This is a genomic window from Streptomyces sp. 549, assembly GCF_030124175.1.
Lineage (GTDB): Bacteria > Actinomycetota > Actinomycetes > Streptomycetales > Streptomycetaceae > Streptomyces.
Map to the genome: position 1 here is coordinate 192,742 of NZ_JASKMT010000001.1, position 19,711 is coordinate 212,452.

The following is a 19,711-nucleotide window of genomic DNA, read 5'->3' on the forward strand; positions in this document are numbered from 1 at the left end:
GTACGGACCGCCCAGCCGGGCCGCCGGTCAGCGGTGGCACACTCCGCAACGGGAGCCCGGCCATCGGGCGTCGGCTGCCGGTGCGGCGGTTCCGCTACCGCCCATGGTGGGGCGCTCGGGGCGATCCCGCGCGGCGGTGGAGCCCGCCGCCGGGGTGCGCCCCTGCCCTCTGGGGCGGCAGGCGGCCCCGACAGCGCCAGGAGGCCCCCGGGGCCGCCTGCGGAGGCCTGACGGGGCGTGGGAGAGGCCTCAGGTGGTGTCGTAGCGGCGCAGGGAGCGCTCCAGCTCCCTGATCCGTGCGTCGACCGCCTCGGCGCGGCGCACCCGCTCGTACTCGGTACACGGCGGATGCGCCGTGATCACCACCGACGCGCAGCGGTACAGGCAGTAGGAGGGGACCACCAGCGGCCATGCCAGGCCGTAGACGAAGGACTGGACGGCCGCCGGGTTGTGGCCCACCCGGCGGAAGCGTTCCAGCGGGTCGCACTCGGGACGGCGGCGCCCCTCGTCGCGGATGAACCGGCTGCGTTCGATGCCGTATCCGACCCGGGCGGTCAGCAGGGTCATCACAAGGTACGCCAGCAGCACGGCCAGGGCGGTCGCCAGCATCGATGGGTTCTCCTTCCCGCGGGTGCGCCCCGGCCGGGTACCGCCGGCGGCTGCGCGGCGGGACCCGGCGGCCGGGGCTGCCGGTCCGTGGTCGGCATCGGCGGGAGCCGCGCCCGGGCGTTGCCGGACGGCGAGCAGTCCGTCGGTCGGCACACCCCGAGGCGGCAACGGCCGCCGCGTAACGGGTGCGGCGGGTCCGATCCGTCCGCGGGAGCCCCGGTGAACCACCGAAGACTCCCGAACCTGTCTGGGTTGCCTGCCGGGTTACCGCCCTGCGGCCACGGAAACACCGCCCGCCCCACCACTCCGGCGCATTTGTGCGCCGGAGTGCCCGCGGGACGCGCTCAGGGGCGGCGGTCGGCCTTGGGCTTGCCGCGCTGGTGCGGCGAGCCGTGCGGCGGTGCGTGCACCGGCTCGGGCTCGGTGCCGGGGCCGACGGGCGAGCCCGAGCGGGTCGCGTCCGCGCGGCCGGGCCGCGGCGAGCCTCCGGGGGACGGCTCGGCCCCGGCCTCCAGTCGCTCCAAACGGGTGGCCAGCAGCGTGCGCACGGCCACCCGGTCGGCGTGTCCGCGTTCGTGCTCCAGCAGCCGCTCCACGTCGGGTGCCTCCAGGGCGCGGATGCGGTGCTCCAGCTCGCCCACGGTCAGGCTGTCGTAGTCGGGCAGGGGCAGTGCAACGTGAGAATCGCTGTCCGAAGTGTTCATCCGATGCGGGTAACCACCTGCGGGCAGCGGAAACACCACCGGTCGCACGCAGGATTCCTGGTCCGCGAAACGGGCATAAACCTCAACAGTAGGACAGTATCGGGAGGTTGAGTCTCCGTTTACTTACTCCCGCGCACATGTGGTCAGTAGCCTCATCCCTCGAACGTCAATGCGCAGACGATCGTGATGAGGAGATCTTGATGGAACGTCCCTCCTGGGCACCGCAGGGAATCGACCTTTCCCAGCCGAGCGTGTCGCGGATATACGACTACTACCTCGGCGGATCGCACAACTTCGAGGTCGACCGGGAGGCGGCCCGGAAGGCCATCGACGCGTTCCCCGGGCTCCCCAAGATCATGCAGGCGAACCGCGCGTTCATGCGGCGGGCGGTGCGCTTCGCGGTGGACGAGGGCGTCACCCAGTTCCTGGACATCGGCTCCGGCATCCCGACCTTCGGCAACGTGCACGAGGTGGCGCTCGCGGCCAGCCCCGAGGCCCGCATCGCCTATGTCGACAACGACCCGGTTGCCGTCGCACACAGCCGCGCGGTCCTGGAGGGCACCGAGCAGGCGAGCATCACATCCGCCGACTTCAGATCACCCGAGCAGATCCTCCAGTCCCCCGAGGTCCGCCGGCTGATCGACCTGGACCGGCCGGTGGCCCTGCTGCTGGTGGCGCTGCTGCACTTCGTCACCGACGAGGAGGACCCGTGGAGCACGATCGGGGAGCTGCGTGACGCGCTCGCCCCCGGCTCGCTGCTGATCCTCACGCATGCCTCAACCGAGGGGGGCCCGCGCACCACCGAGGAGGGCGAGCAGGTGTCCGGCGTCTACCGCAACGCCGGATCCCGGCTGCTGATGCGCTCCAAGCAGGACGTCACCCGCTTCTTCGACGGGTTCGAGATCCTCGAGCCCGGGATCGTCCCGATGCCGCGCTGGCGGCCGGACGCGCCCCTGGGGCAGGAGGACCCGGTGGTCTTCACCGGATTCGCCGGGGTGGGACGCAAGGCGTGAACGCGCCCTTGAGGGGGTCCGCCGGGCCGGCCGACACCGGCCCGGCCGACCCCCACCGGCAACCCGACGGAGTGCGGCGCTTCGCCACGATCTGGAGCCGTGCGGTCTACCCCACCACGGCCACCTGCATGACCCGCACCGAGTTCGAGCAGCACCTGCTGCCGCTCGCCCGGCGGCTCAGCGACGCCCTGCACGCCCATCCGTTCAACCCCGCGCCGGCGCGGGATGTGGGGTCCGCGCTGGTCGCCGCGCACTGCACCTCACCCGACGCGCTGCCGCAGATCCTGGGCGTGCTGGACGCCTACCTGCTGCTCTACTGCGCCGACCGGGACGTGCTGCCCGGGGAGGAGGGCCGGGCCCGCTGTGCGCGTCTGCAGCACGCCCTCGCGGCGGGCTTCGCACGCGCCCTGCAGGAGCGGACCCGCAGCGAGCAGGAGTCGCTGTCCAGGGCGGCGCTCGCCGCCCAGGCGGAGATCGAGAAGGCCCTGTACGACAGCGAGACCCGGTTCCGGGCCGTCTTCGAGGGCGCCACGATGGGGATCGGCATCGCCACGCTCGACGGCACGGTCATCAACGTCAACGCGGCCCTCACGCGCATGTTCGGCGGGTCCGAGCAGATGCTGCGCAACCGCAAGGTGACCTCCTGGGTACACCCGGACGACGGCCCCAGCGTGTGGCGGCTCTACCGCGAGCTGGTGAGCGGCGAGCGGGAGGCGTTCCAGACGGAGAAGCCCTACCACCGGCCGGACGGCACGGTGCTGTGGACGAACCTGACGGTGTCCCTGCTGCGCGACGCCGGCGGTGAACCGCGCTACATGCTGGCGCTGATGGAGGACGTCACCGAGCGCCGCCTGCTCAACCTCCGGCTGCGGTACGAGGCGACCCACGACGCGCTCACCGAGCTGCCGAACCGCACTCTGTTCTTCGAGCGGCTGGAGCAGACACTCGCGCAGTCCGCCCAGGGCAGCCGGTTCGGTCTGTGCTACCTGGACATCGACGGGTTCAAGACGGTCAACGACAGCCTGGGGCACGCGGTCGGCGACCAGTTGCTGCTGGCCGTCGCCGAGCGCCTGCAGTCCTGCGTGAACTCCCCCGGTGAGCTGGTGGCCCGGATCGGCGGCGACGAGTTCGTGGCGCTGGTGAGCGGCACCGCCACCCGGGCCGAGGTGGTCGCCCTGGCGGACCGGGCGCTGGAGGCGCTGTCGACCCCCGTCGTCGTCGACGGCCGGGAGCTGACCGTGCGGGTGAGCATCGGCATCGTCGAGGGCCCGACCACCGACCGCACGCCCGCCGAGGTGCTGCGCAGCGCCGACATCACCATGTACCGCGCCAAGTCCCGGGGCGGCAACCGGTACGAGCTCGCCGACCCCGACTCCGACGCGCTCGCCATCAGCCGCCACAGCCTCACCAACCGGCTGCCCACCGCCCTGGAGGGCGGCGAGTTCTTCATCGAGTACCAGCCGCTGGTGCGCATGGAGGACGGCAGCGTGGAGGGCGCCGAGGCGCTGGTGCGGTGGGACCATCCGCGGCACGGCGTGCTGGGCCCGGACCGGTTCATCCCGCTCGCCGAGCACACCGGGCTGATCGTGCCGCTGGGGCGCTGGGTCCTCCAGGAGGCGGTGCGGCAGGCCTGCGAGTGGCAGGTCCGCGGTATCGGCGGCACCCGTCCGCTGCGGGTCAACGTCAACCTCTCCCCCCGGCAGCTGCACCACCCGGACCTCGTCTCGGACACGGTGGCCGTGCTGCGCGACGCGGGACTGCCCGCCGAGTCGCTCTGCCTTGAGGTCACCGAGACTGCGCTGATCCGCGCGGACGAGGAGGAGCTGAAGCCGTTGCGCCAACTGGCGGACCTGGGAGTGGGCATAGCTCTGGACGACTTCGGTACCGGCTACTCCAACCTGGCGAGCCTGCGGCGCCTCCCGGCGAGCACGCTGAAGCTGGACCGCTCGTTCACGCAGGGCCTCCAGCACCTCCCGGCCGATCCGGTCGACCTGAAGGTGGTGGAGGGCATCGTCTCGCTGGCCCACGTGCTCGACCTCTCGGTGACCGTGGAGGGGGTCGAGACGGCGGCGCAGGCACAGCACCTGAAGGCGCTGGGATGTGACGCCGCCCAGGGCTGGTTCTACGCCCGCCCCGGGCCCCCCGAGCAGTTCTCCACCGGTCTGCTGCCCCTGGCGGCCGGACAGTAGCCCCGTCGGGCGCCGTCCGGCACCACGAGGCGGCCGGCTGCCCCCGACGTCTCCCCCGACCGACCGGAGCCGTCCTTCCGGCCGGCCGGCGGCACGTTCACTCCTCGTCCCGCGCACCGTCTCGCGGCGTCCCACCGGGGGGTTGCGGGGCGCTGTCCCCGAGCAGGTAGCGCGCCCCGGCGCCGCGCTGCGCGGCGTGGTCGTCGACGTTGTAGAGCCCGCAGGTGCGCAGGCTCAGGCAGCCGCATCCGATGCATCCGCCCAGCCTGCCGCGCAGCCGCTGCAGACCGGCGATCTGCTCGTCGATGCGGCGCTCCCAGGTGCGTGCCACCCGGTTCCACTCGGTGGCGCTCGGCGCCCGGTCCTGCGGCAGCCTGGCAAGTGCCTCGCCCGCCTCCTCCAGCGACAGCCCCACCTGCTGCGCGGCCCGGACGAACGCCACCCGGCGCAGCATGGCGCGCGGGAACCGGCGCTGCCCGCCCGCGGTCCGCTCCGAGCTGATCAGGCCGATCTCCTCGTAGTAGCGCAGGGCGGACGGCGCGAGCCCGCTGCGCGCGGCGAGTTCGCCGATGGCCAGGTGTCCACGGTTCGCGGTCATGCCCCGATTCTAGCCCTTGACCTCAAGCTCACTTGAGGTTGCACGCTTCTCTCCATGACCACTCGACTCCCGCCGCTGCCGGCGGTCCGCACCACGCCGTCGACCGCCTCCGGCGGCTACGGCTACGGCGATCTCCCCCGCCTGATGGCACTGATGACGGGCGCCGAGAAGCACGGCCCGGCCGCCACCTCCACGCTGGACGCGCTGTGGGTGCTCTACGACCGGGTGCTGCGGGTCGCCCCGGAGTCGGCCGACGATCCGGACCGGGACCGGTTCCTGCTCTCCAAGGGCCACGGTCCGATGGCCTACTACGCCGTGCTCGCCGCGAAGGGCTTCCTGCCGGTGGAGTGGCTGCCCGGTTTCGGCGGCTTCGACTCCCCGCTGGGCCACCACCCGGACCGGCTGCTGGTACCAGGCGTGGAGATCGGCAGCGGTTCCCTCGGCCACGGGCTGCCGCTGGCCGTCGGCACCGCGCTGGGCCTGCGTGCACGGGGCCGGAGCGCGGCACGGGTGTGGGTGCTCACCGGCGACGCCGAGTTGGACGAGGGCAGCAACCACGAGGCGATCGACTTCGCGGGCGCGGAGGGCGTCGACGTGCTGCACGCGGTCGTGATCGACAACGCGTCCGCCCGCCACACCGGGTCCGCCTGGCTGCGCAAGCGGTTCGAGGCGTCGGGCTGGTCGGTGGCCTGCGTCGACGGACGCAGGCCACCGACCAGCCCCACGGCGGCGCTGCACTCCGAACTGCACGCCGCCGCCACCCGCCCGCACCCGGGCCGGCCGCACGTCGTGGTGGTGCGCGTCGCCGCCAAGCACCCCTGAGACAGCGGAACTTCCCAAGGAGCCCTTGATGGAGACCATGCGGGACCGCTTCACCGCCGTCGTCACCGACCTGCTCGACGAGGACCCCCGGCTGGCGGTGGTGCTCGCCGAGATCAGCGCCGACGGATTCGCCGCCGCCGGGCGCCGGCACCCCGACCGGGTGATCAACGTCGGCATCCGCGAGCAGCTGCTGGTCGGTGTGGGCGGCGGACTGGCCCTCACCGGCATGCGGCCGATCCTCCACACCTTCGCCTCCTTCCTCGTCGAGCGGCCCTTCGAGCAGGTGAAGCTGGACTTCGGCCACCAGGGCGTGGGAGGCGTCCTGGTGAGCGCCGCCGGCTCCTACGACTGGCCGGCCGGCGGCTTCACCCACATGGCTCCCGGCGACGTGGCACTGCTCGACACGCTGGACGGCTGGACGGTGCACGTGCCCGGTCACCCGGACGAGGCGGAGTCGCTACTGCGCCGGGCCGCCGCGGCGGGCGACGACCGGGTGTACGTGCGGCTCTCCGAGCGGTCCAACGCCGCCCCGCGGCCGGTGGACGGACCGGGCATGCGGGTGGAACGGCGCGGCGGGCCGCGGGCGCCGGTGGCGGTGGCCGTCGGCCCACTGCTGGACAACGTGCTGGCCGCGACGCGGGGGCTGGACGTGACCGTGCTGTACGCGGCCACCGTGCGGCCCTTCGACGCGGCCGGGCTGCGGGCGGCCCTGCCCGCCCCGGAGGCCGGGGTGGTGCTCGTGGAGCCCTACCTGGCGGGCACCTCCGCAGGTGCGGCAGGTCAGGCCCTGGCCGATCTGCCGCACCGGGTGCTGGGTCTGGGTGTGGGACGGCGGGAGCTGCGGCGCTACGGCACCCCTCAGGAGCACGAGGCGGCGCACGGGCTGGACGCCGCCGGGCTGCGGGAGCGGATCACCGCCTTCACCGGGTGACCTTCCCCGGCAACCGCCCGCCCCCCGTCATGGCAGGACCCCGTCACGACAGGACCCCGCCATGGCAGGACCCCGTCACGCCCGCACCCCCGTCACTACCGGATCGCCCCGGCGGGCGGTGTCCGGTGGTCCAGCCACGCCGTCAGGTCGGCGTGGACCTGGTCGCGGTGGGTCTCGTTGAGGATCTCGTGGCGGGCGCCGGCGTAGGCGCGCCAGGTGAGGTCGGTCAGACCCAGGTAGCGGAAGTCCTCCAGTAGTTCGTAGACGAGTGTCATGCCCTGGTGGCACGGGTCCTGGTCGCCGACCGCCACGTGCACCGGCAGGTCGCGCGGGACGCGGGCGAGCGCGTATGGTGCGTTGGCCTTGCGCACCCCGAGCACCCAGTCCAGCGCGAGTCCGGCGCTGAACGGGAACCCGCAGCGCTTGTCGGCGACGTACCGGTCCACTTCCGCGCTGTCCCGGGAGAGCCACTCGAAGCCGGTGCGGTGCTCGAACGCGTCGTTGAGCGAGCCGAACAGCTCGGGCACGAACGAGGAGGGTGCCGCCCGCCCGTGGGCGTCGATCTCCTCGTTGAGCCGCCGCACGGCCGTCTCGGTCTCGCACCCGGGCAGGGACCTGAAGGTGCCGGAGAGCAGCAGCCCGGAGAGTTGGGCCCCGTACTCCTGGGCGTAGTCGCGGGCCAGCTGGCTGCCCATGCTGTGGCCGAACAGGAAGTGCGGCACGGGTTCGGGCAGGGCGGCCAACGCGCGGTCGGCGACGGTCCGGAGGTCGTCGACGACGGCCCGCCAGCCGCTCTCACCGACGACGCCCGGGCCACCGGTTCCGGCCGCGGTGGCTCCGTGGCCGCGGTGGTCGGAGGCGACCACCGCGTAGCCGTGCCGGGTGAGGTGCCGCGCGAAGCGGTCGTAGCGCCCGGCGTGCTCCGCGGCTCCGTGCGCGATCTGCACCAGCGCCCGCGGCGGGCCGTCGGGCAGCCAGGTGTAGGTGGCGACCGCGGTGTTGTCGGCAGCGCGGGTGTAGGTGTCCGGTTCTCTCATCTGTCCTCCTGCTTCTCGGGGGTCACTCACGTCACTTCGGCCACTGACGAGGACAAGTCACCAGGCCAGCGCGGGGCGCGCGCGCCCCCCGTTCGCGCCCCCTCTTGCGCCCGCGTGGGTCCTGTGAGCCGATTACTGGGGTCACCGGGCTATGCCACTGGGTATTGCTGCGGGAAACCACCCCCCGCGCCGAAACGGACAACTTCATACCCCCTCCTGTCGGACCGCGCATCGGATCATCATCGAGTCGAAGGGAAACGGCTTTCGGTCAAACTCCCGAGCGCCGGTTTGAACGGGCGACGTGATGAAGACGATGTTCAAGTCGGCCGGTGGGACGGGGGCCGCCGACGTACGACCCCCACCTGGCAGGCATGTGGGGAGCGCCACTCGGAAGGGCTCGTCATGGATCGCTGCTTCACCGACCGACGACACCAGGAACTGCGCGCGCGAGTACGCCATTTCGCGGAACAGGAGGTCCGCCCGCGGATAGCCGGGATGGAGGCCGAGCGCACCACCGCGCACGAGCTCTCCCGGTTGATCGCGCGTCAGGGCTGGATCGGGGTCACCGTGCCCCGCGCCTACGGCGGAATGGGAGAAGGCCACCTTGCCAAGACCGTCATCATCGAGGAACTGTCGCGCGTCAGCGGGGCGATGGGCGCCATGGTCCAGGCCTCCCAGCTCGGCGTGGCCAAGATCATCCACTTCGGCGACGAGGAGCAGAAGAAGCACTGGCTGCCCGCGGTCGCCTCCGGCGACTGCCTGCCGACCATCGCCGTCACCGAGCCGGAGTCCGGCGGCCACGTGCTGGGGATGAACGGCAGCGCGGTGCGGGACGGGGACGACTACCTGCTCAACGGGCGCAAGGTCTACGTCGGCAACAGCCATGTCGGGGACCTGCACGGCGTGGTGATGCGCACCGGGCCGGGTTCCGGCGGGCTGACCGCGTTCCTGGTGGAATCCGACCGCCCCGGCTTCTCGCTCGGCCCCCAGCAGCCCGCCATGGGCCTGCACGGATTCAGCTTCGGCGAGTTGCGGTTCGACAACTGCCGGGTGCCCGCCGCGAACCGGCTCGGGCGGGAGGGCGAGGGGCTGGCCGTCGCGTACTCCTCCAGCGTGCTCTACGGCCGGGCCAACCTCACCGCGGTCTCCCTCGGCATCCACCAGGCGATCCTGGAGGAGACCGTGCGCTTCGCCACCGAGCGGCGCCGCTACGACGCGCCGCTGGCGCAGCTCGGCTCGGTCAAGATGAAGATCGGGCAGATGAACTCCCGGCTGATGACGGCCCGGTTGGCCGCCTACCACGCGGTCCACCTGCTGGACGAGGGCGAGCCGTGCGACGCGGAGCTGATGAACGCGAAGCTGGTGAACGTCGAGTACGCGCTCGACTCGGCGCGCGACGCCATGGAGATCCACGCGGCGTCCGGGCTGTTCACCGACCGGCCCGTCGAGCGGTACCTGCGCGACGCACACCACATCTTCGCGCCCGCCGGCACCTCCGACGTCCAGCGGCTGCGGCTGGGCGAGGTCGCCCTCGGCACCGCCAAGGGCGAGTGGTCGCGGAAGCTCACCGACGTGGTGCGGAGGGAGCCCGAACCCGTCGGCTGAGGCCGCGGCCCCCTGCCGCCCGCCCGACTCAGGCTCCGTGCTCCCGCCGGTGGATCTGGTCCACCAGTTCGGCGGCCATCGACTTGATGGTCTCCAGCCCCTGGCGGCCCCATGGGCGCGGTTCCTGGTCCACCACGCAGACCGTGCCGAGCGCCATGCCGGTGCGGTCGATCAGCGGCGCCCCCAGATAGGAGCGGATACCGATCTCGTCGACGACGGGATTGCCGGCGAACCGCGGGTAGTCGCAGACGTCCTCCAGGACCAGGGCCTTGCGCCGCACGATGACGTGCGGGCAGTAGCCGTGGTCCCTGGCCATCACCCGTCCCGGCTGGGCCGTCGCCGGGGCGGGCCCCAGCTCCACCGCCCGCTCGGCGCCCGGCGTGTACAGCCCGGCGAAGTACTGCCGGTGCTCGTCGATGAAGTTGACCATCGCGTAGGGAGCGCCGGTGACCCGGGCGAGGTTGCGGGCGAAGTCGTCGAACTCGGGTACCGGCGAGTCGCCGATGCCCAGTTCGCGCAGCCGCACCACGCGGGCGGGCGCCTCCGCGTCCTCAGGCGTGAGGAGCAGATGACTCGTGGGGTCGTACGACGCGTGCGGCATGCGTGCTCCTGGTGTCGATCAAGTGCTGGACGAGGGAAACAAGGACCTGCGTGGTGGCACTCGCGTGCCGGGCGTCGCACATCACCACCGGGACCTCGGGTTTGAGGTCTATGGCGCTGCGGACCTCGTCGGTGGTGTAGCGGTGCGCACCGTCGAACTCGTTGACGGCGACGATGAACCCCATGCCGCGCCGCTCGAAGAAGTCCACCGCCGAGAAGCAGTGCTCCAGGCGCCTGGTGTCGGCCAGGACCACCGCCCCGAGCGCGCCCGTGCACAGTTCGTTCCACATGAACCAGAAGCGCTCCTGCCCGGGGGTGCCGAACAGGTAGAGCACATGGCGGTCGCTGAGGGTGATGCGACCGAAGTCCATCGCCACGGTGGTGGTGGTCTTGGACTCGACGCCCTCCAGGCTGTCCGTGGCGGCGCTCACCTGGGTGAGCAGTTCCTCGGTGCTGAGCGGTTCGATCTCGCTGACCGCTCCCACGAAGGTCGTCTTGCCGACGCCGAACCCTCCCGCGATGAGGATCTTCACAGCGGTCGGGAACGGGTCAGAGCCGTGCACGGAGTCCATGCAGCACCGCCTCCAGCAGGTCGCGGTCGGTCGAGTCGGCGCCCAGCCGGGCGGGCGCCTTCGCGGTCAGTGCGCCGCAGTCGACGAGGTCGGAGAGCAGGACCTTCGTCACCACCGCGGGCAGCCTTATGTGGGCGGCGATCTCCGCCACCGAGGTGGGCCCGTGGCACAGGCCCAGCACCTGCACGTGGTCGGGGCCCAGGTGGCTCTGGGCCCGCGTTCCGGTGGCCATCACCATCGTGAGCAGGTCGAACTTCGCTGACGGCCGGGTGCGGCCGTTGCTGACGGTGTACGGCCGGATCAGCCGTCCGGCCGCGTCGTCGAGCCAGGGTCCCCTCTCGCGTTCCGCCATGGGCTCAGTGCCCCGCGGGGTGCCGGGCCGGAGTGGCGAGGTAGGGGCGCACGCTCTTCACCAGCATCGCCATCTCGTAGCCCAGGACCGCCGCGTCGGCGTCCCGGTCGGCCAGTACCGCCAGGCAGGCGCCCTGGCCCGCGGTGGACACGAAGAGCAGCGTGGTGTCCAGCTCCACTACGACCTGCCGGACCTCACCGCCGTCCCCGAAGCGCATGCCGGCGCTGCGCGCGAGCGAGTACAGACCGGAGGCGAGTGCCGCGAGGTGGTCCGCGGTGTCCGTCTCCAGCCCGTGGGCGGCCTTCACAAGGCCGTCGGAGGACAGGAGCAGGGCGCTGCGGGAGTGCGGTACGCGCTGGACGAGTCCGGTCAGCAGCCAGGACAGGTCCGTGCTGTGACCGATGGACGCTTCGCCAACCATGATCGCGTTGTTCTCCTTCGAGGTGGGGGCCGGGCACGGGCGTCCCCTGCCAGGGGCCGGCTGGTGACTAGCGGGAACTGGGTGCGGAGTCCGCTCCCGAGGGATCGTCCTCCGCGAGGCTGGTACCGCGCCGGAACGCGGCCATCAGCCCGGGGTCGTGCTGCGGCTCCGGTTCGTCGGTGGGACGGGGTGCGGGTGGCGGGTCGCGCAGCTCCGGCACCAGGTGTTCCTGGCGCCTTCGGCGCGGGAGCTGCGGCCGGTCCGACTCGTGGTGGGCGGAGGGCCGTGCCGTCACGGGGGTGTGCGTGAGGTCGGTGTGCACGGGCGGCGGCGGGGGGCCCTCGGCCGGCACCTGGCGGACGTGCGGCGGCTCCGCGGCACGCTGGACGGGCACCGGCGACGGCATCTCCGCGGGCTGCGGGGCCGGGCGGGGCGGTGGGGTCGGGTGGGACGGCGGGATCGCCGTACGCTCGGCGCCGCGAACAGCGGCGGGCTCGGGCCGCTCGGCGCGGCCCGCCTCGCGGACGGGACCCGGGCCCTCGCCCAGGAGGGCGTGGGGCAGGATCAGCACGGCCTGGATGCCGCCGTAGATGTTGCTCTGGAGCTGGACGACGATGCCGTGGCGGCGGGCGAGCTGGGAGACCACGAAGAGGCCGATGCGGCCGTCCTGGAGGAGTTCGCCGACCTGGATCTGCTCGGGGTCGGCCAGCAGCGCGTTCATCCGGTTCTGCTCGTCCGGCGCCATGCCCAGGCCGCGGTCCTCGACCTCCACGGCGAGGCCGGCCGTCACGTACTGGGCCTTCATCAGCACCTGGGTCTGGGGCGCGGAGTAGACGGTGGCGTTCTCCACCAGCTCGGCCAGCAGGTGGATGACGTCGGCCACGGCGTGGCCGCGCAGCGTGCCCTCGATCGGCGGGACCAGCTTGACCCGGGGGTACTGCTCGACCTCGGCGATGGAGGAGCGCAGCACCTCGGTCAGGGTGACCGGGCGCGTCCACTGGCGGCGGGAGACCGCACCGCCGAGCACGGCGAGGTTCTCGGCGTGGCGGCGCATCCGGGTGGCCAGGTGGTCGACGTGGAACAGGCCCTTCAGCAGGTCCGGGTCCTCGACCTCGTTCTCCAGCTCGTCGAGCAGTTCGATCTCGCGGTGCACCAGCGACTGGAGGCGGCGGGCGAGGTTCACGAAGACCTCCACCTTCTCCTCGCTGCCGCTGGCGGTGCTGCGGACCAGCGCGGCGGCCTCGACGACGGCGGCCTCGGCGGTGCGCTGGGCCGCGGTGACGTCGTGGGCGAGCAGGCCGAGGGCGTCGTCGCCCGGCTCGGGCATCGGGCCGTGCGTCGGGCGCCGGGGCCGTTCGCCCTGCTCCAGGCGCCGCAGCAGGGTGTGGATCTCCGACTGCGTGCGGGCGGCGTTGCGCCGCAGGGCCGCGTAGCGCTCCACGGTGGTGCGGCCCTCCGAGGAGGCCACCAGGGCGGCGCCCACGACGGTGGCGCAGCACAGCAGCAGCGCGCCGGCGAGCACGCCCCACAGGGTGGCGGAGTCGGCGGCGATGCCGGCGGAGTCCGCACCGCCGCGGACCCGCAGCACGTACCCGACCACCGCGGCCGAGATGACCGCCACCAGTCCGGCGGGCAGCACCGCCAGGCGCATCAGGCGACGGCGGACCGCCGCGTCGGCGCCGGACTCGCGGGCGGGTGCCCGGCCGTGGCGAGCACCCTCCCGGCCGGCCGGGGCGGCCTTGCCCCGCCTCCGCCCGCCCGCCTCGGAGGTCTCGGCGGTGTCGAGGGCGGAACGGCCACCGAGGGCGGGGGCGGCAGGCCCGGGTGTGGACGGTTCCCTGCCCTTGGGCACCGCATAGCTCGGGGATTCAGGCATCGCAGTCCTCAAAAAAGTTGTGAGGTCTTCTTCGCGGCTTGAGCAGCACACGCCGACTCTCAGCGCGGTCGTCACGCTAGTAGCCGTAGGAAGGGATCGCGGGCACAGTTGACTTATTCGCCACCCCTCGCCAGCCCCATTCGAGTGAATCCTTCGCACGCACGTGTGATCCTGCGTCGCGGGACACAACTCTCGTTCGTCAGGCGGAAGTTACCGTTCCCGAACGGTCACGTTGAGTCGGCCGCGCAGATCAAGCCAAGAAGGCGAGGTTCCCGGAAGCGTGCGGGGCACTCCGTGGTAGGCCAGGCGAGCGCTCCCACCGAAGACAAATCCGTCACCGCTGGCGAGTTCGATATCCGTCCACGGGCGACCGCGACCCTGGGAATGGCCGAAACGGAATACACACCTATCGCCGAGGCTGTAGGACACCACCGGGGCATGGGAGCGTTCGTCACTGTCCCGGTGCATACCCATGCGGGCGCCTTCGCCATAGAAGTTGACCAGCGCGATGTCGTAGTCGACAGCGTGCGGCACCTCGCCGTACGCCTCCTGCAGGGCAGCCCGCGCCCACTCCCCCAGCCAGGCCGGGAACGGTTTCACCGGAGCGCCGTCCCCGTCCACCACCGTGCGCGCGTAGCCGTAGGGGAACCAGTGCCAGCCCAGGCTCAGCTGCCGCACCGACATCTCGCCACCGCGCGGCATCCGCACGGTCCGCAGGCCCGCGGGCGGGCGGGCCCACTCGCGGCACGCCGCCAGCAGGCGGCGCTGCGCCGCCCGGTCCAGCAGCCCGGGAAGGTGCACCGCCCCCGGCGCCACCTCGACCGCTTGCGGCGGAAAGAGTCCCTCGCTCACCACACCAGGGTAGGTACCCGGCGCACGTCCCGACCGGGTAGCGCATCCCCGCGCTCCCCCGCCACATGATTGACCCGGGCACCTTTGTCGTATCGTCGACACCGTCGGCTGCCGTATGCATGGAGGAGTGCCCGTGACGTCCGAGACCGTGGAACCCGTACTGGCCGGGGTGCGCAACTTCCGTGACGTCGGCGGTCTGCCGACGACCGACGGTCGGCGGGTCCGGCCCGGAGTACTCTTCCGCAGCGGCCACCTGGCCCACGCGACCGAGCAGGACACCGCGTTCCTCAGCGGCCTGGGGCTCCACACCGTCTACGACTTCCGCAACGCCGCCGACCAGGCGCTGGAAGGGCCGGACGTGCCGCTGCCGGGCGTGCGCAACGTCAACATACCCCTCACCGACCCGGCAGACGGCGCGGAGTTCTGGCAGATGGTCCGCGACGGTGACGTCGCGCAGCTGCGCACCGCACTGGCCGGCGGACAGGCGGCCGGGCGCATGGTCACCGCCTACCGGGAGATCATCAAGGGCCGCACCGGCGAGCACAGCCGCGTGCTGCACGACCTCGCGAAGGGCAGTGTTCCCGCGCTGATGCACTGCGCCGCGGGCAAGGACCGGGCCGGGCTGACGGTGGCCGTCACCCTGCTCGCCCTCGGCGTCGAGCGGGACGCCATCGAGGCCGACTACCTGCTCTCCAACGACCCGCACCGGCGGTACCGGGTGCACCGCGGCAACCCGGCCGAGCGGAACGGCATCGACCCCGAGGTGCGGGAACTGCTGTCGCCGCTGTTCGACGCCCGAGCCGCCTACCTGGCCGCCGCCTACGAGACGATCACCGACGCCTGGGGCGACGTGGACACCTACCTGCGCAGCGGGCTGGGCCTGGCCGACACCACTCGGGAACGGCTGCGCGACCGGTTCCTGGACTGAGCCCTGCCGGCCCCGCACCGTGACCTGCGGCGCCGGCCCCGCCGAGGGCCGGCGCCGCGGGGTTCAACGGCTGCGCTCGACCACGAAGCCGGCCACCGCCACCAGCTGGCGGCGGACGTGCTCCGGCATGCTGATGCCGTCGAGCGCCGCGATCGCCGTGGCGTGCTGCCGCCGCGCCTCCTGCTCGGTCCACTCCCGGCCGCCGGCCTGCTCGATCAGCACGGCCCGGGCGGCGAAGTCCTCCTCGCCGAAGGCGGCGTCGAAGGCCTGGTCCGGTGTGCTGCCGTCCGGCCCCGCGCCCGCGGCCTGGGCCTCGTCACGCCGCACCTGCTCCTTGGCGTCGGCGGCCAGCAGCTCGCCCAGCCGGTCGGCGGCCGGGCCGCCCGCTGCCAGCGCGGCCACCACCGGCAGGGACTTCTTGCGCTGCCGCAGGTCACTCCAGGTCTGCTTGCCGGTGGACTGCGGGTCACCCCAGATGCCCAGCAGGTCGTCGACCGCCTGGAACGCCAGGCCCAGGTGGTGCCCGTAGGCCTCCAGCGCGTCGGCCGTGCGGTCGTCCGCCCCGCCGAGCACCGCGCCGACGGACACCGCGCAGGCCAGCAGCGCCCCCGTCTTGTTGCCCTCCATCTCCAGGCACTCGGCGACGGTCACCCGCTCGCGGTGCTCGAAGGAGATGTCCTGCGCCTGGCCGTCGATCAGCTTGCGGCTGGCGACCGCGAGGCGGCGGGCCGCGCGCCCGGCCTCGACCGTGCCCAGTTCCAGCAGCAGTTCGTTGGCGAGCGCGAACAGCGCGTCGCCCACCAGGATGGCCTGGGCCGGGCCGTGCACCTTCCAGACGGTGTCCCGGTGCCGCCGCTGCTCGTCGCCGTCCATCAGGTCGTCGTGCAGCAGCGAGAAGTTGTGCACCAGCTCCACCGCGACGGCACCCGGGATACCGGTCTCCGCGGGTGCGCCGGCCACCTCCGCGGACAGCAGCGCCAGCGCCGGGCGCACCGCCTTGCCGCCGTCACCGTCGGCGGGACGGCCGGCGGCGTCGATCCAGCCGAAGTGGTAGGCGGCGACGGTGTCCATCGGCGCTGCGAGGCGGCCTACCGCAGCGCGCAGCTCCGGCATGGCGAGCGTACGTCCGCGATCGAGCAGCGCGGTCACGCCGGCCGTGTCGATGCCGACGTCTGCCGGTTGCACCGGGTTCACATGGTCTCCTCTTGTTCGGTGATCAGGCCCACGCCGTCTCCTGGAGATCGTCGTCGTGCGTCCGCCCGAGCCGGGCCAGGGCTTCCCGGGCCGCGGTCAGCCCGCTGCGGACCGCGCCCTCCATGGTCGCTGGCCAGCCGGTGGCAATCCACGAGCCCGCCAGATAGAGACCCGGCGCACGCGTGCACGAATTGGGCCGCAGGCGGCCGACGCCGGGAGTGGGGGCGAAGGTCGCCGTCCGCTCCCGGGTGACGAAGAAGTCCCGCACCTCGGCGGTCCGGGCGGCCGGCAGCAGCCGTTCCAGTTCGGGGAGGTAGCGGGCGCGCAGCTCGGCGACGGGCCGGTCGATGTCGTCCTGGGCGGCCGACTGGGAGAGCGCCAGGTACTGGCTTCGTCCCGCCCCGGGCAGCGCGGACAGCCCGGACGCCCGGGTGCGGTCGAAGATCCACTGGACCGGGGTGCCCAGGGCGGCGAGCAGCGGCCGGTCGAGGACCGTGCGGTCGTAGACCACGTGCACGTTGAGGATCGGCGCGGCGCCGATCCCGCGCAGCGCCTCGCGGCCGTCCAGTGCGCCGTCCGGCAGCAGCCGGGCCGCGGTGTCCTGCGGCACCGCCAGTACCACCGTGCCGGCCTCCAGCGTCTCCTGCCGCTCGGGGCCGCCGGCCACCGTCACCCGCCAGGTGCCGTCCGGGGCGGCGTGCAGGGCCTTGGCGCGCGCGGAGGTGCGCACCCGTACTCCGGCGCGGTCAAGCGCGGCCCTGGTGCGGGTGTCGTGCAGTTCGCCGAGCGGGACCTCGGCCCAGCCGATGTCGGCGGCGCCCGGTGCGGTGAGCAGACCGGTGCGGAACACCTTGGCGGCGAGTGCCAGTGACACGTCGTCCGCGCGGGCGTTGAGCGTGGCGACGCCGACGAGGTCCCACAGCGCCTCGACGGCCCGGGACGACTGCCCGTGGCGGCGCAGCCAGCTGCCGAAGTCGACCTCGTCCAGCGCCGGGTCGGTGAGGTCCAGGCGGCGCAGGGCCAGTGCGGCCCGCCCGGCGCGGAGCCGCTCCAGGGGAGACAGGTGCGGGTAGCGGGCGAGGCCGGCGGCCAGGTGCAGCGGCACCGGCGCCGCGGTGCGCCGCAGGCGGCCGAGCCGGCCGCTGGCCGCGTCCAGCACGGGTACGTCGAGGCGCCGTTGCAGCGGCGCCAGGGCGGTGCCGTCGACGCGGTCGAGGAACCAGCGGTAGGCGTCGCAGCACCGCAGGTACACGTGCTGGCCGTTGTCCACGGCCAGCTCACCGACCGGCGAGGCGCGCGGGAAGGAGAACGCCAGGCCGCCCAGCCGGGGCCGGGATTCGACGAGTTCGGTGCGCAGGCCGGCGTCGGCGAGCCGCAGCGCGGCGGTCGCTCCGGCCAGGCCGCCGCCGATGACGACGGCTCGCTGGTCTTCGCTCACCTCGCGGCCCTGCGGGCTGCCCGGGTGTCCAGGCCGGAGAGTCCGCGTACGGCCACCAGCGCCTTCTGACCGGCGGGCAGCGCCACCCGGCCGGCGAGTACCGCCTCGGGCTCGGCGTCGATGCGGTCCAGGAGCCGCCGGTAGATGCCCGCCATGGCGGCGACGCAGGCCCCGGACCGGCGGTCGAGCAGCGGCAGCAGCCGGTAGCCCTCCTCGAACAGTGCCCGGGCGCGCTGCGCCTGGTGGCGGACCAGACCGGTGAAGTCGCCGCCGGCGGGCGGGGTCTCGTGCCGGAAGCCCGCTTCGCAGCCGAACTTCTCCAGGTCCTCGCGCGGCAGGTAGCTGCGGCCGCTCTCGGCGTCCTCGCGCAGGTCGCGCAGGATGTTGGTGAGCTGGAGCGCCAGCCCGAGCGTGTCGGCGTACTCGGGGGCGCGTGCGGCTCCGACGGCGCCGGGCACGGTACCGAAGACTCCCAGGGAGAGACGGCCGATGGTGCCCGCCACGCAGTGGCAGTACTCGCGCAGGTCCTCCCAGGTGCGGTACTCGCGGCCGTGCACGTCCATCAGGACACCGTCGATCAGCTCGTCGAGGGCGTCCAGCGGCACCGGGTAGCGGGTCGCGGTGTCGGCGAGGGCGACGGCGACGGGGTCGGTGGCGTCCTCGGCCACTGCGCCGTCACGGATCTGGCCGAGCAGTGCGCGGGTCTCGGTGAGCCGGTGCTGCTTGGCGTCCGGCGGGAGGTCGCCGTCGCCGATGTCGTCCACCCGCCGGGCGAAGGCGTACAGCGCGCAGAGGGCGCGGCGCTCGGGGCCGGACAGCAGGCGGATGCCGTAGGCGAAGTTGCGGGCCTGCTGGGAGGTGACGGACTCGCAGTAGCGGTAGGCGGCGAGTACCGGGGGCGACAGGGACGGGGTGCGGGGCACGGTGCGGGTCGTTCCTCTCATCGAAGTGCCGCCCCGGTCTGGCGCAGGCGGGTGAGCCGGCCGGCCCTGGGCGGGCCGGCGAGGACGTCGAAGCCGGCAGCGGCGATCGCGTCGGCCGCGGCCCGCCCTCCGCCGACGAAGCCCGCCAGCAGCAGGCGCAGCCGTCCGGGGACGCTGCGGACGAGCGGGGCGCCCTCGTCGAGCAGCACGCGGGCCCGCTCGGTCTCCCAGGCGACCAGGGCCCGCAGGGACGCGGAGGCCGTCGGCGCGTCGAGGTCGGCCTCGCGGACGTGGAAGCGCGCCATGTCCTCGGCGGGCAGGTAGACGCGGTCGCGGGCGCGGTCCTCGGCAACGTCCTGGAGGTGCTCGACGATCTGCAGCGCGGTGCAGATCGCGTCGGAGCGGCGTACCCGCTCCGGGCTGGTGGTGCCGGTGACGGCCAGTACCAGTCGGCCCACCGGGTTGGCGGACAGCTCGCAGTAGCCGAGCAGGTCCTCCCAGGTGGCGTAGCGGGTGACCCGCTGGTCCTGCCGGTTGGCCTCGATCAGCGCGTGGAAGGGCTGCTCGGTGAGTCCGTGGCGGGCGACGACCGGGACGAGCGCCGCGAGCAGCGGGTGGCCGGGGCCGGAGGCGTCGGGGCGGCCGTGGCCGGGGGTCCCTGCCACGCGGAAGACCCGGTGCAGGTCGGACTCCAGCGCGTCGAGCAGTGCGAGGCGGTCCTCGGCGTGCTCCGGTGCGACACCCAGGGCGCGGGCGTCGCCGCCGCCGGGCGCGAGGTCGCCGTCACCGATGTCGTCGACCAGCCGGGCGTAGCCGTAGACGGCCATCAGGCCGTCGCGCCAGGCTTCGGGGAGGAAGCGCGGCGCCACGGGGAAGTTCTCCCGTGCGGCCTGGTCGAGCACCGAGTCGACCTGCGGCTGGGACTGCGGCTGTGCCGGCGCGCTCATCGTGTGCTGCCCGATGCCATCGCTGTCACTCTTCCGTCTCTCCGTCGGATCCCGAGCAGTCACATTCGTGACAGAAAGTGACTAATCAGACACTCGTCAA

General features: G+C 73.2%; 20 protein-coding genes. 6 read left to right on the plus strand and 14 right to left on the minus strand.

The features are described 5' to 3' along the window. Positions 1–249: 249 nt before the first annotated feature. Both QNO07_RS00870 and QNO07_RS00875 read right to left on the minus strand, forming a co-directional pair. Positions 250–609, minus strand: coding sequence for a hypothetical protein (locus tag QNO07_RS00870; protein ID WP_283989336.1), 360 nt, complete (start codon positions 607–609; stop codon positions 250–252). Positions 610–953: 344 nt separating this feature from the next. Next, a complete protein-coding gene (locus tag QNO07_RS00875; RefSeq protein ID WP_283989337.1) occupies positions 954–1,313 on the minus strand; it encodes a DUF8129 domain-containing protein in 360 nt (119 codons plus the stop codon). Between the two features lie 200 nt (positions 1,314–1,513). Here QNO07_RS00875 and QNO07_RS00880 point away from each other — a divergent pair, with 200 nt between their 5' ends. Together QNO07_RS00880 and QNO07_RS00885 are read left to right on the plus strand one after the other, a co-directional pair. Further along, a complete protein-coding gene (locus tag QNO07_RS00880; protein WP_283989338.1) occupies positions 1,514–2,326 on the plus strand; it encodes an SAM-dependent methyltransferase in 813 nt (270 codons plus the stop codon). Between the two features lie 8 nt (positions 2,327–2,334). Then, entirely contained in the window at positions 2,335–4,515 is a 2,181-nt protein-coding gene (locus QNO07_RS00885; RefSeq protein ID WP_283989595.1) for a putative bifunctional diguanylate cyclase/phosphodiesterase, read from the plus strand. Between the two features lie 97 nt (positions 4,516–4,612). Here the strand turns inward: QNO07_RS00885 and soxR are convergent, their stop codons facing one another. Next, positions 4,613–5,113, minus strand: a complete 501-nt coding sequence (soxR, locus tag QNO07_RS00890) for a redox-sensitive transcriptional activator SoxR (protein ID WP_283989339.1) — start codon at positions 5,111–5,113, stop codon at positions 4,613–4,615. 54 nt (positions 5,114–5,167) lie between these two features. Here soxR and QNO07_RS00895 point away from each other — a divergent pair, with 54 nt between their 5' ends. Next, on the plus strand, positions 5,168–5,935 hold the full coding sequence (locus QNO07_RS00895) for a thiamine pyrophosphate-binding protein (RefSeq protein WP_502961743.1): 768 nt from the start codon (positions 5,168–5,170) through the stop codon (positions 5,933–5,935). 28 nt (positions 5,936–5,963) lie between these two features. Further along, positions 5,964–6,866 (plus strand): transketolase family protein, encoded by a 903-nt coding sequence (locus QNO07_RS00900; RefSeq protein ID WP_283989340.1) that lies wholly within the window; start codon positions 5,964–5,966, stop codon positions 6,864–6,866. A gap of 95 nt (positions 6,867–6,961) precedes the next feature. On the opposite strand, the gene QNO07_RS00905 is transcribed toward QNO07_RS00900, so the two are convergent. After that, positions 6,962–7,903: an alpha/beta fold hydrolase gene (locus tag QNO07_RS00905; protein ID WP_283989341.1), complete on the minus strand. Its 942-nt coding sequence runs from the start codon at positions 7,901–7,903 to the stop codon at positions 6,962–6,964. A 402-nt stretch (positions 7,904–8,305) separates the two neighbouring features. Here QNO07_RS00905 and QNO07_RS00910 point away from each other — a divergent pair, with 402 nt between their 5' ends. Beyond that, positions 8,306–9,508, plus strand: a complete 1,203-nt coding sequence (locus tag QNO07_RS00910; RefSeq protein WP_283989342.1) for an acyl-CoA dehydrogenase family protein — start codon at positions 8,306–8,308, stop codon at positions 9,506–9,508. Between the two features lie 28 nt (positions 9,509–9,536). Here the strand turns inward: QNO07_RS00910 and QNO07_RS00915 are convergent, their stop codons facing one another. The 6 genes from QNO07_RS00915 to QNO07_RS00940 form a co-directional block, all read right to left on the minus strand. Further along, positions 9,537–10,109 (minus strand): GAF domain-containing protein, encoded by a 573-nt coding sequence (locus QNO07_RS00915; RefSeq protein WP_283989344.1) that lies wholly within the window; start codon positions 10,107–10,109, stop codon positions 9,537–9,539. Continuing rightward, complete coding sequence (locus QNO07_RS00920; RefSeq protein ID WP_283989345.1) at positions 10,060–10,680, minus strand: GTP-binding protein; 621 nt, start codon at positions 10,678–10,680, stop codon at positions 10,060–10,062. Before QNO07_RS00920 ends, QNO07_RS00915 begins: the two co-directional genes overlap by 50 nt. Then, positions 10,658–11,032: a DUF742 domain-containing protein gene (locus QNO07_RS00925; protein WP_283989346.1), complete on the minus strand. Its 375-nt coding sequence runs from the start codon at positions 11,030–11,032 to the stop codon at positions 10,658–10,660. The genes QNO07_RS00920 and QNO07_RS00925 overlap by 23 nt, the downstream gene beginning before the upstream one ends. A gap of 4 nt (positions 11,033–11,036) precedes the next feature. Beyond that, the gene (locus QNO07_RS00930; protein WP_283989348.1) at positions 11,037–11,453 is read right to left on the minus strand and encodes a roadblock/LC7 domain-containing protein; all 417 of its coding nucleotides are present in this window, start codon (positions 11,451–11,453) and stop codon (positions 11,037–11,039) included. Between the two features lie 67 nt (positions 11,454–11,520). Continuing rightward, positions 11,521–13,329: a sensor histidine kinase gene (locus tag QNO07_RS00935; protein WP_283989349.1), complete on the minus strand. Its 1,809-nt coding sequence runs from the start codon at positions 13,327–13,329 to the stop codon at positions 11,521–11,523. A gap of 210 nt (positions 13,330–13,539) precedes the next feature. Beyond that, positions 13,540–14,181 carry an alpha-ketoglutarate-dependent dioxygenase AlkB family protein gene (locus QNO07_RS00940; RefSeq protein WP_283989350.1) on the minus strand — a complete coding sequence of 214 codons (642 nt, stop codon included), beginning with the start codon at positions 14,179–14,181 and terminating at the stop codon, positions 13,540–13,542. A 115-nt stretch (positions 14,182–14,296) separates the two neighbouring features. Here QNO07_RS00940 and QNO07_RS00945 point away from each other — a divergent pair, with 115 nt between their 5' ends. Next, positions 14,297–15,109: a tyrosine-protein phosphatase gene (locus tag QNO07_RS00945; RefSeq protein WP_283989351.1), complete on the plus strand. Its 813-nt coding sequence runs from the start codon at positions 14,297–14,299 to the stop codon at positions 15,107–15,109. A 63-nt stretch (positions 15,110–15,172) separates the two neighbouring features. On the opposite strand, the gene QNO07_RS00950 is transcribed toward QNO07_RS00945, so the two are convergent. The 4 genes from QNO07_RS00950 to hpnC are packed head-to-tail and all read right to left on the minus strand — an operon-like array spanning position 15,173 to position 19,611. Further along, complete coding sequence (locus QNO07_RS00950; protein WP_283989352.1) at positions 15,173–16,303, minus strand: polyprenyl synthetase family protein; 1,131 nt, start codon at positions 16,301–16,303, stop codon at positions 15,173–15,175. Between the two features lie 22 nt (positions 16,304–16,325). Continuing rightward, positions 16,326–17,741, minus strand: a complete 1,416-nt coding sequence (gene hpnE, locus QNO07_RS00955) for a hydroxysqualene dehydroxylase HpnE (protein WP_283989353.1) — start codon at positions 17,739–17,741, stop codon at positions 16,326–16,328. Continuing rightward, the gene (gene hpnD / locus QNO07_RS00960) at positions 17,738–18,685 is read right to left on the minus strand and encodes a presqualene diphosphate synthase HpnD (protein ID WP_283989354.1); all 948 of its coding nucleotides are present in this window, start codon (positions 18,683–18,685) and stop codon (positions 17,738–17,740) included. Before hpnD ends, hpnE begins: the two co-directional genes overlap by 4 nt. Next, on the minus strand, positions 18,682–19,611 hold the full coding sequence (hpnC, locus tag QNO07_RS00965) for a squalene synthase HpnC (RefSeq protein WP_283989355.1): 930 nt from the start codon (positions 19,609–19,611) through the stop codon (positions 18,682–18,684). Before hpnC ends, hpnD begins: the two co-directional genes overlap by 4 nt. Positions 19,612–19,711: the final 100 nt, after the last annotated feature.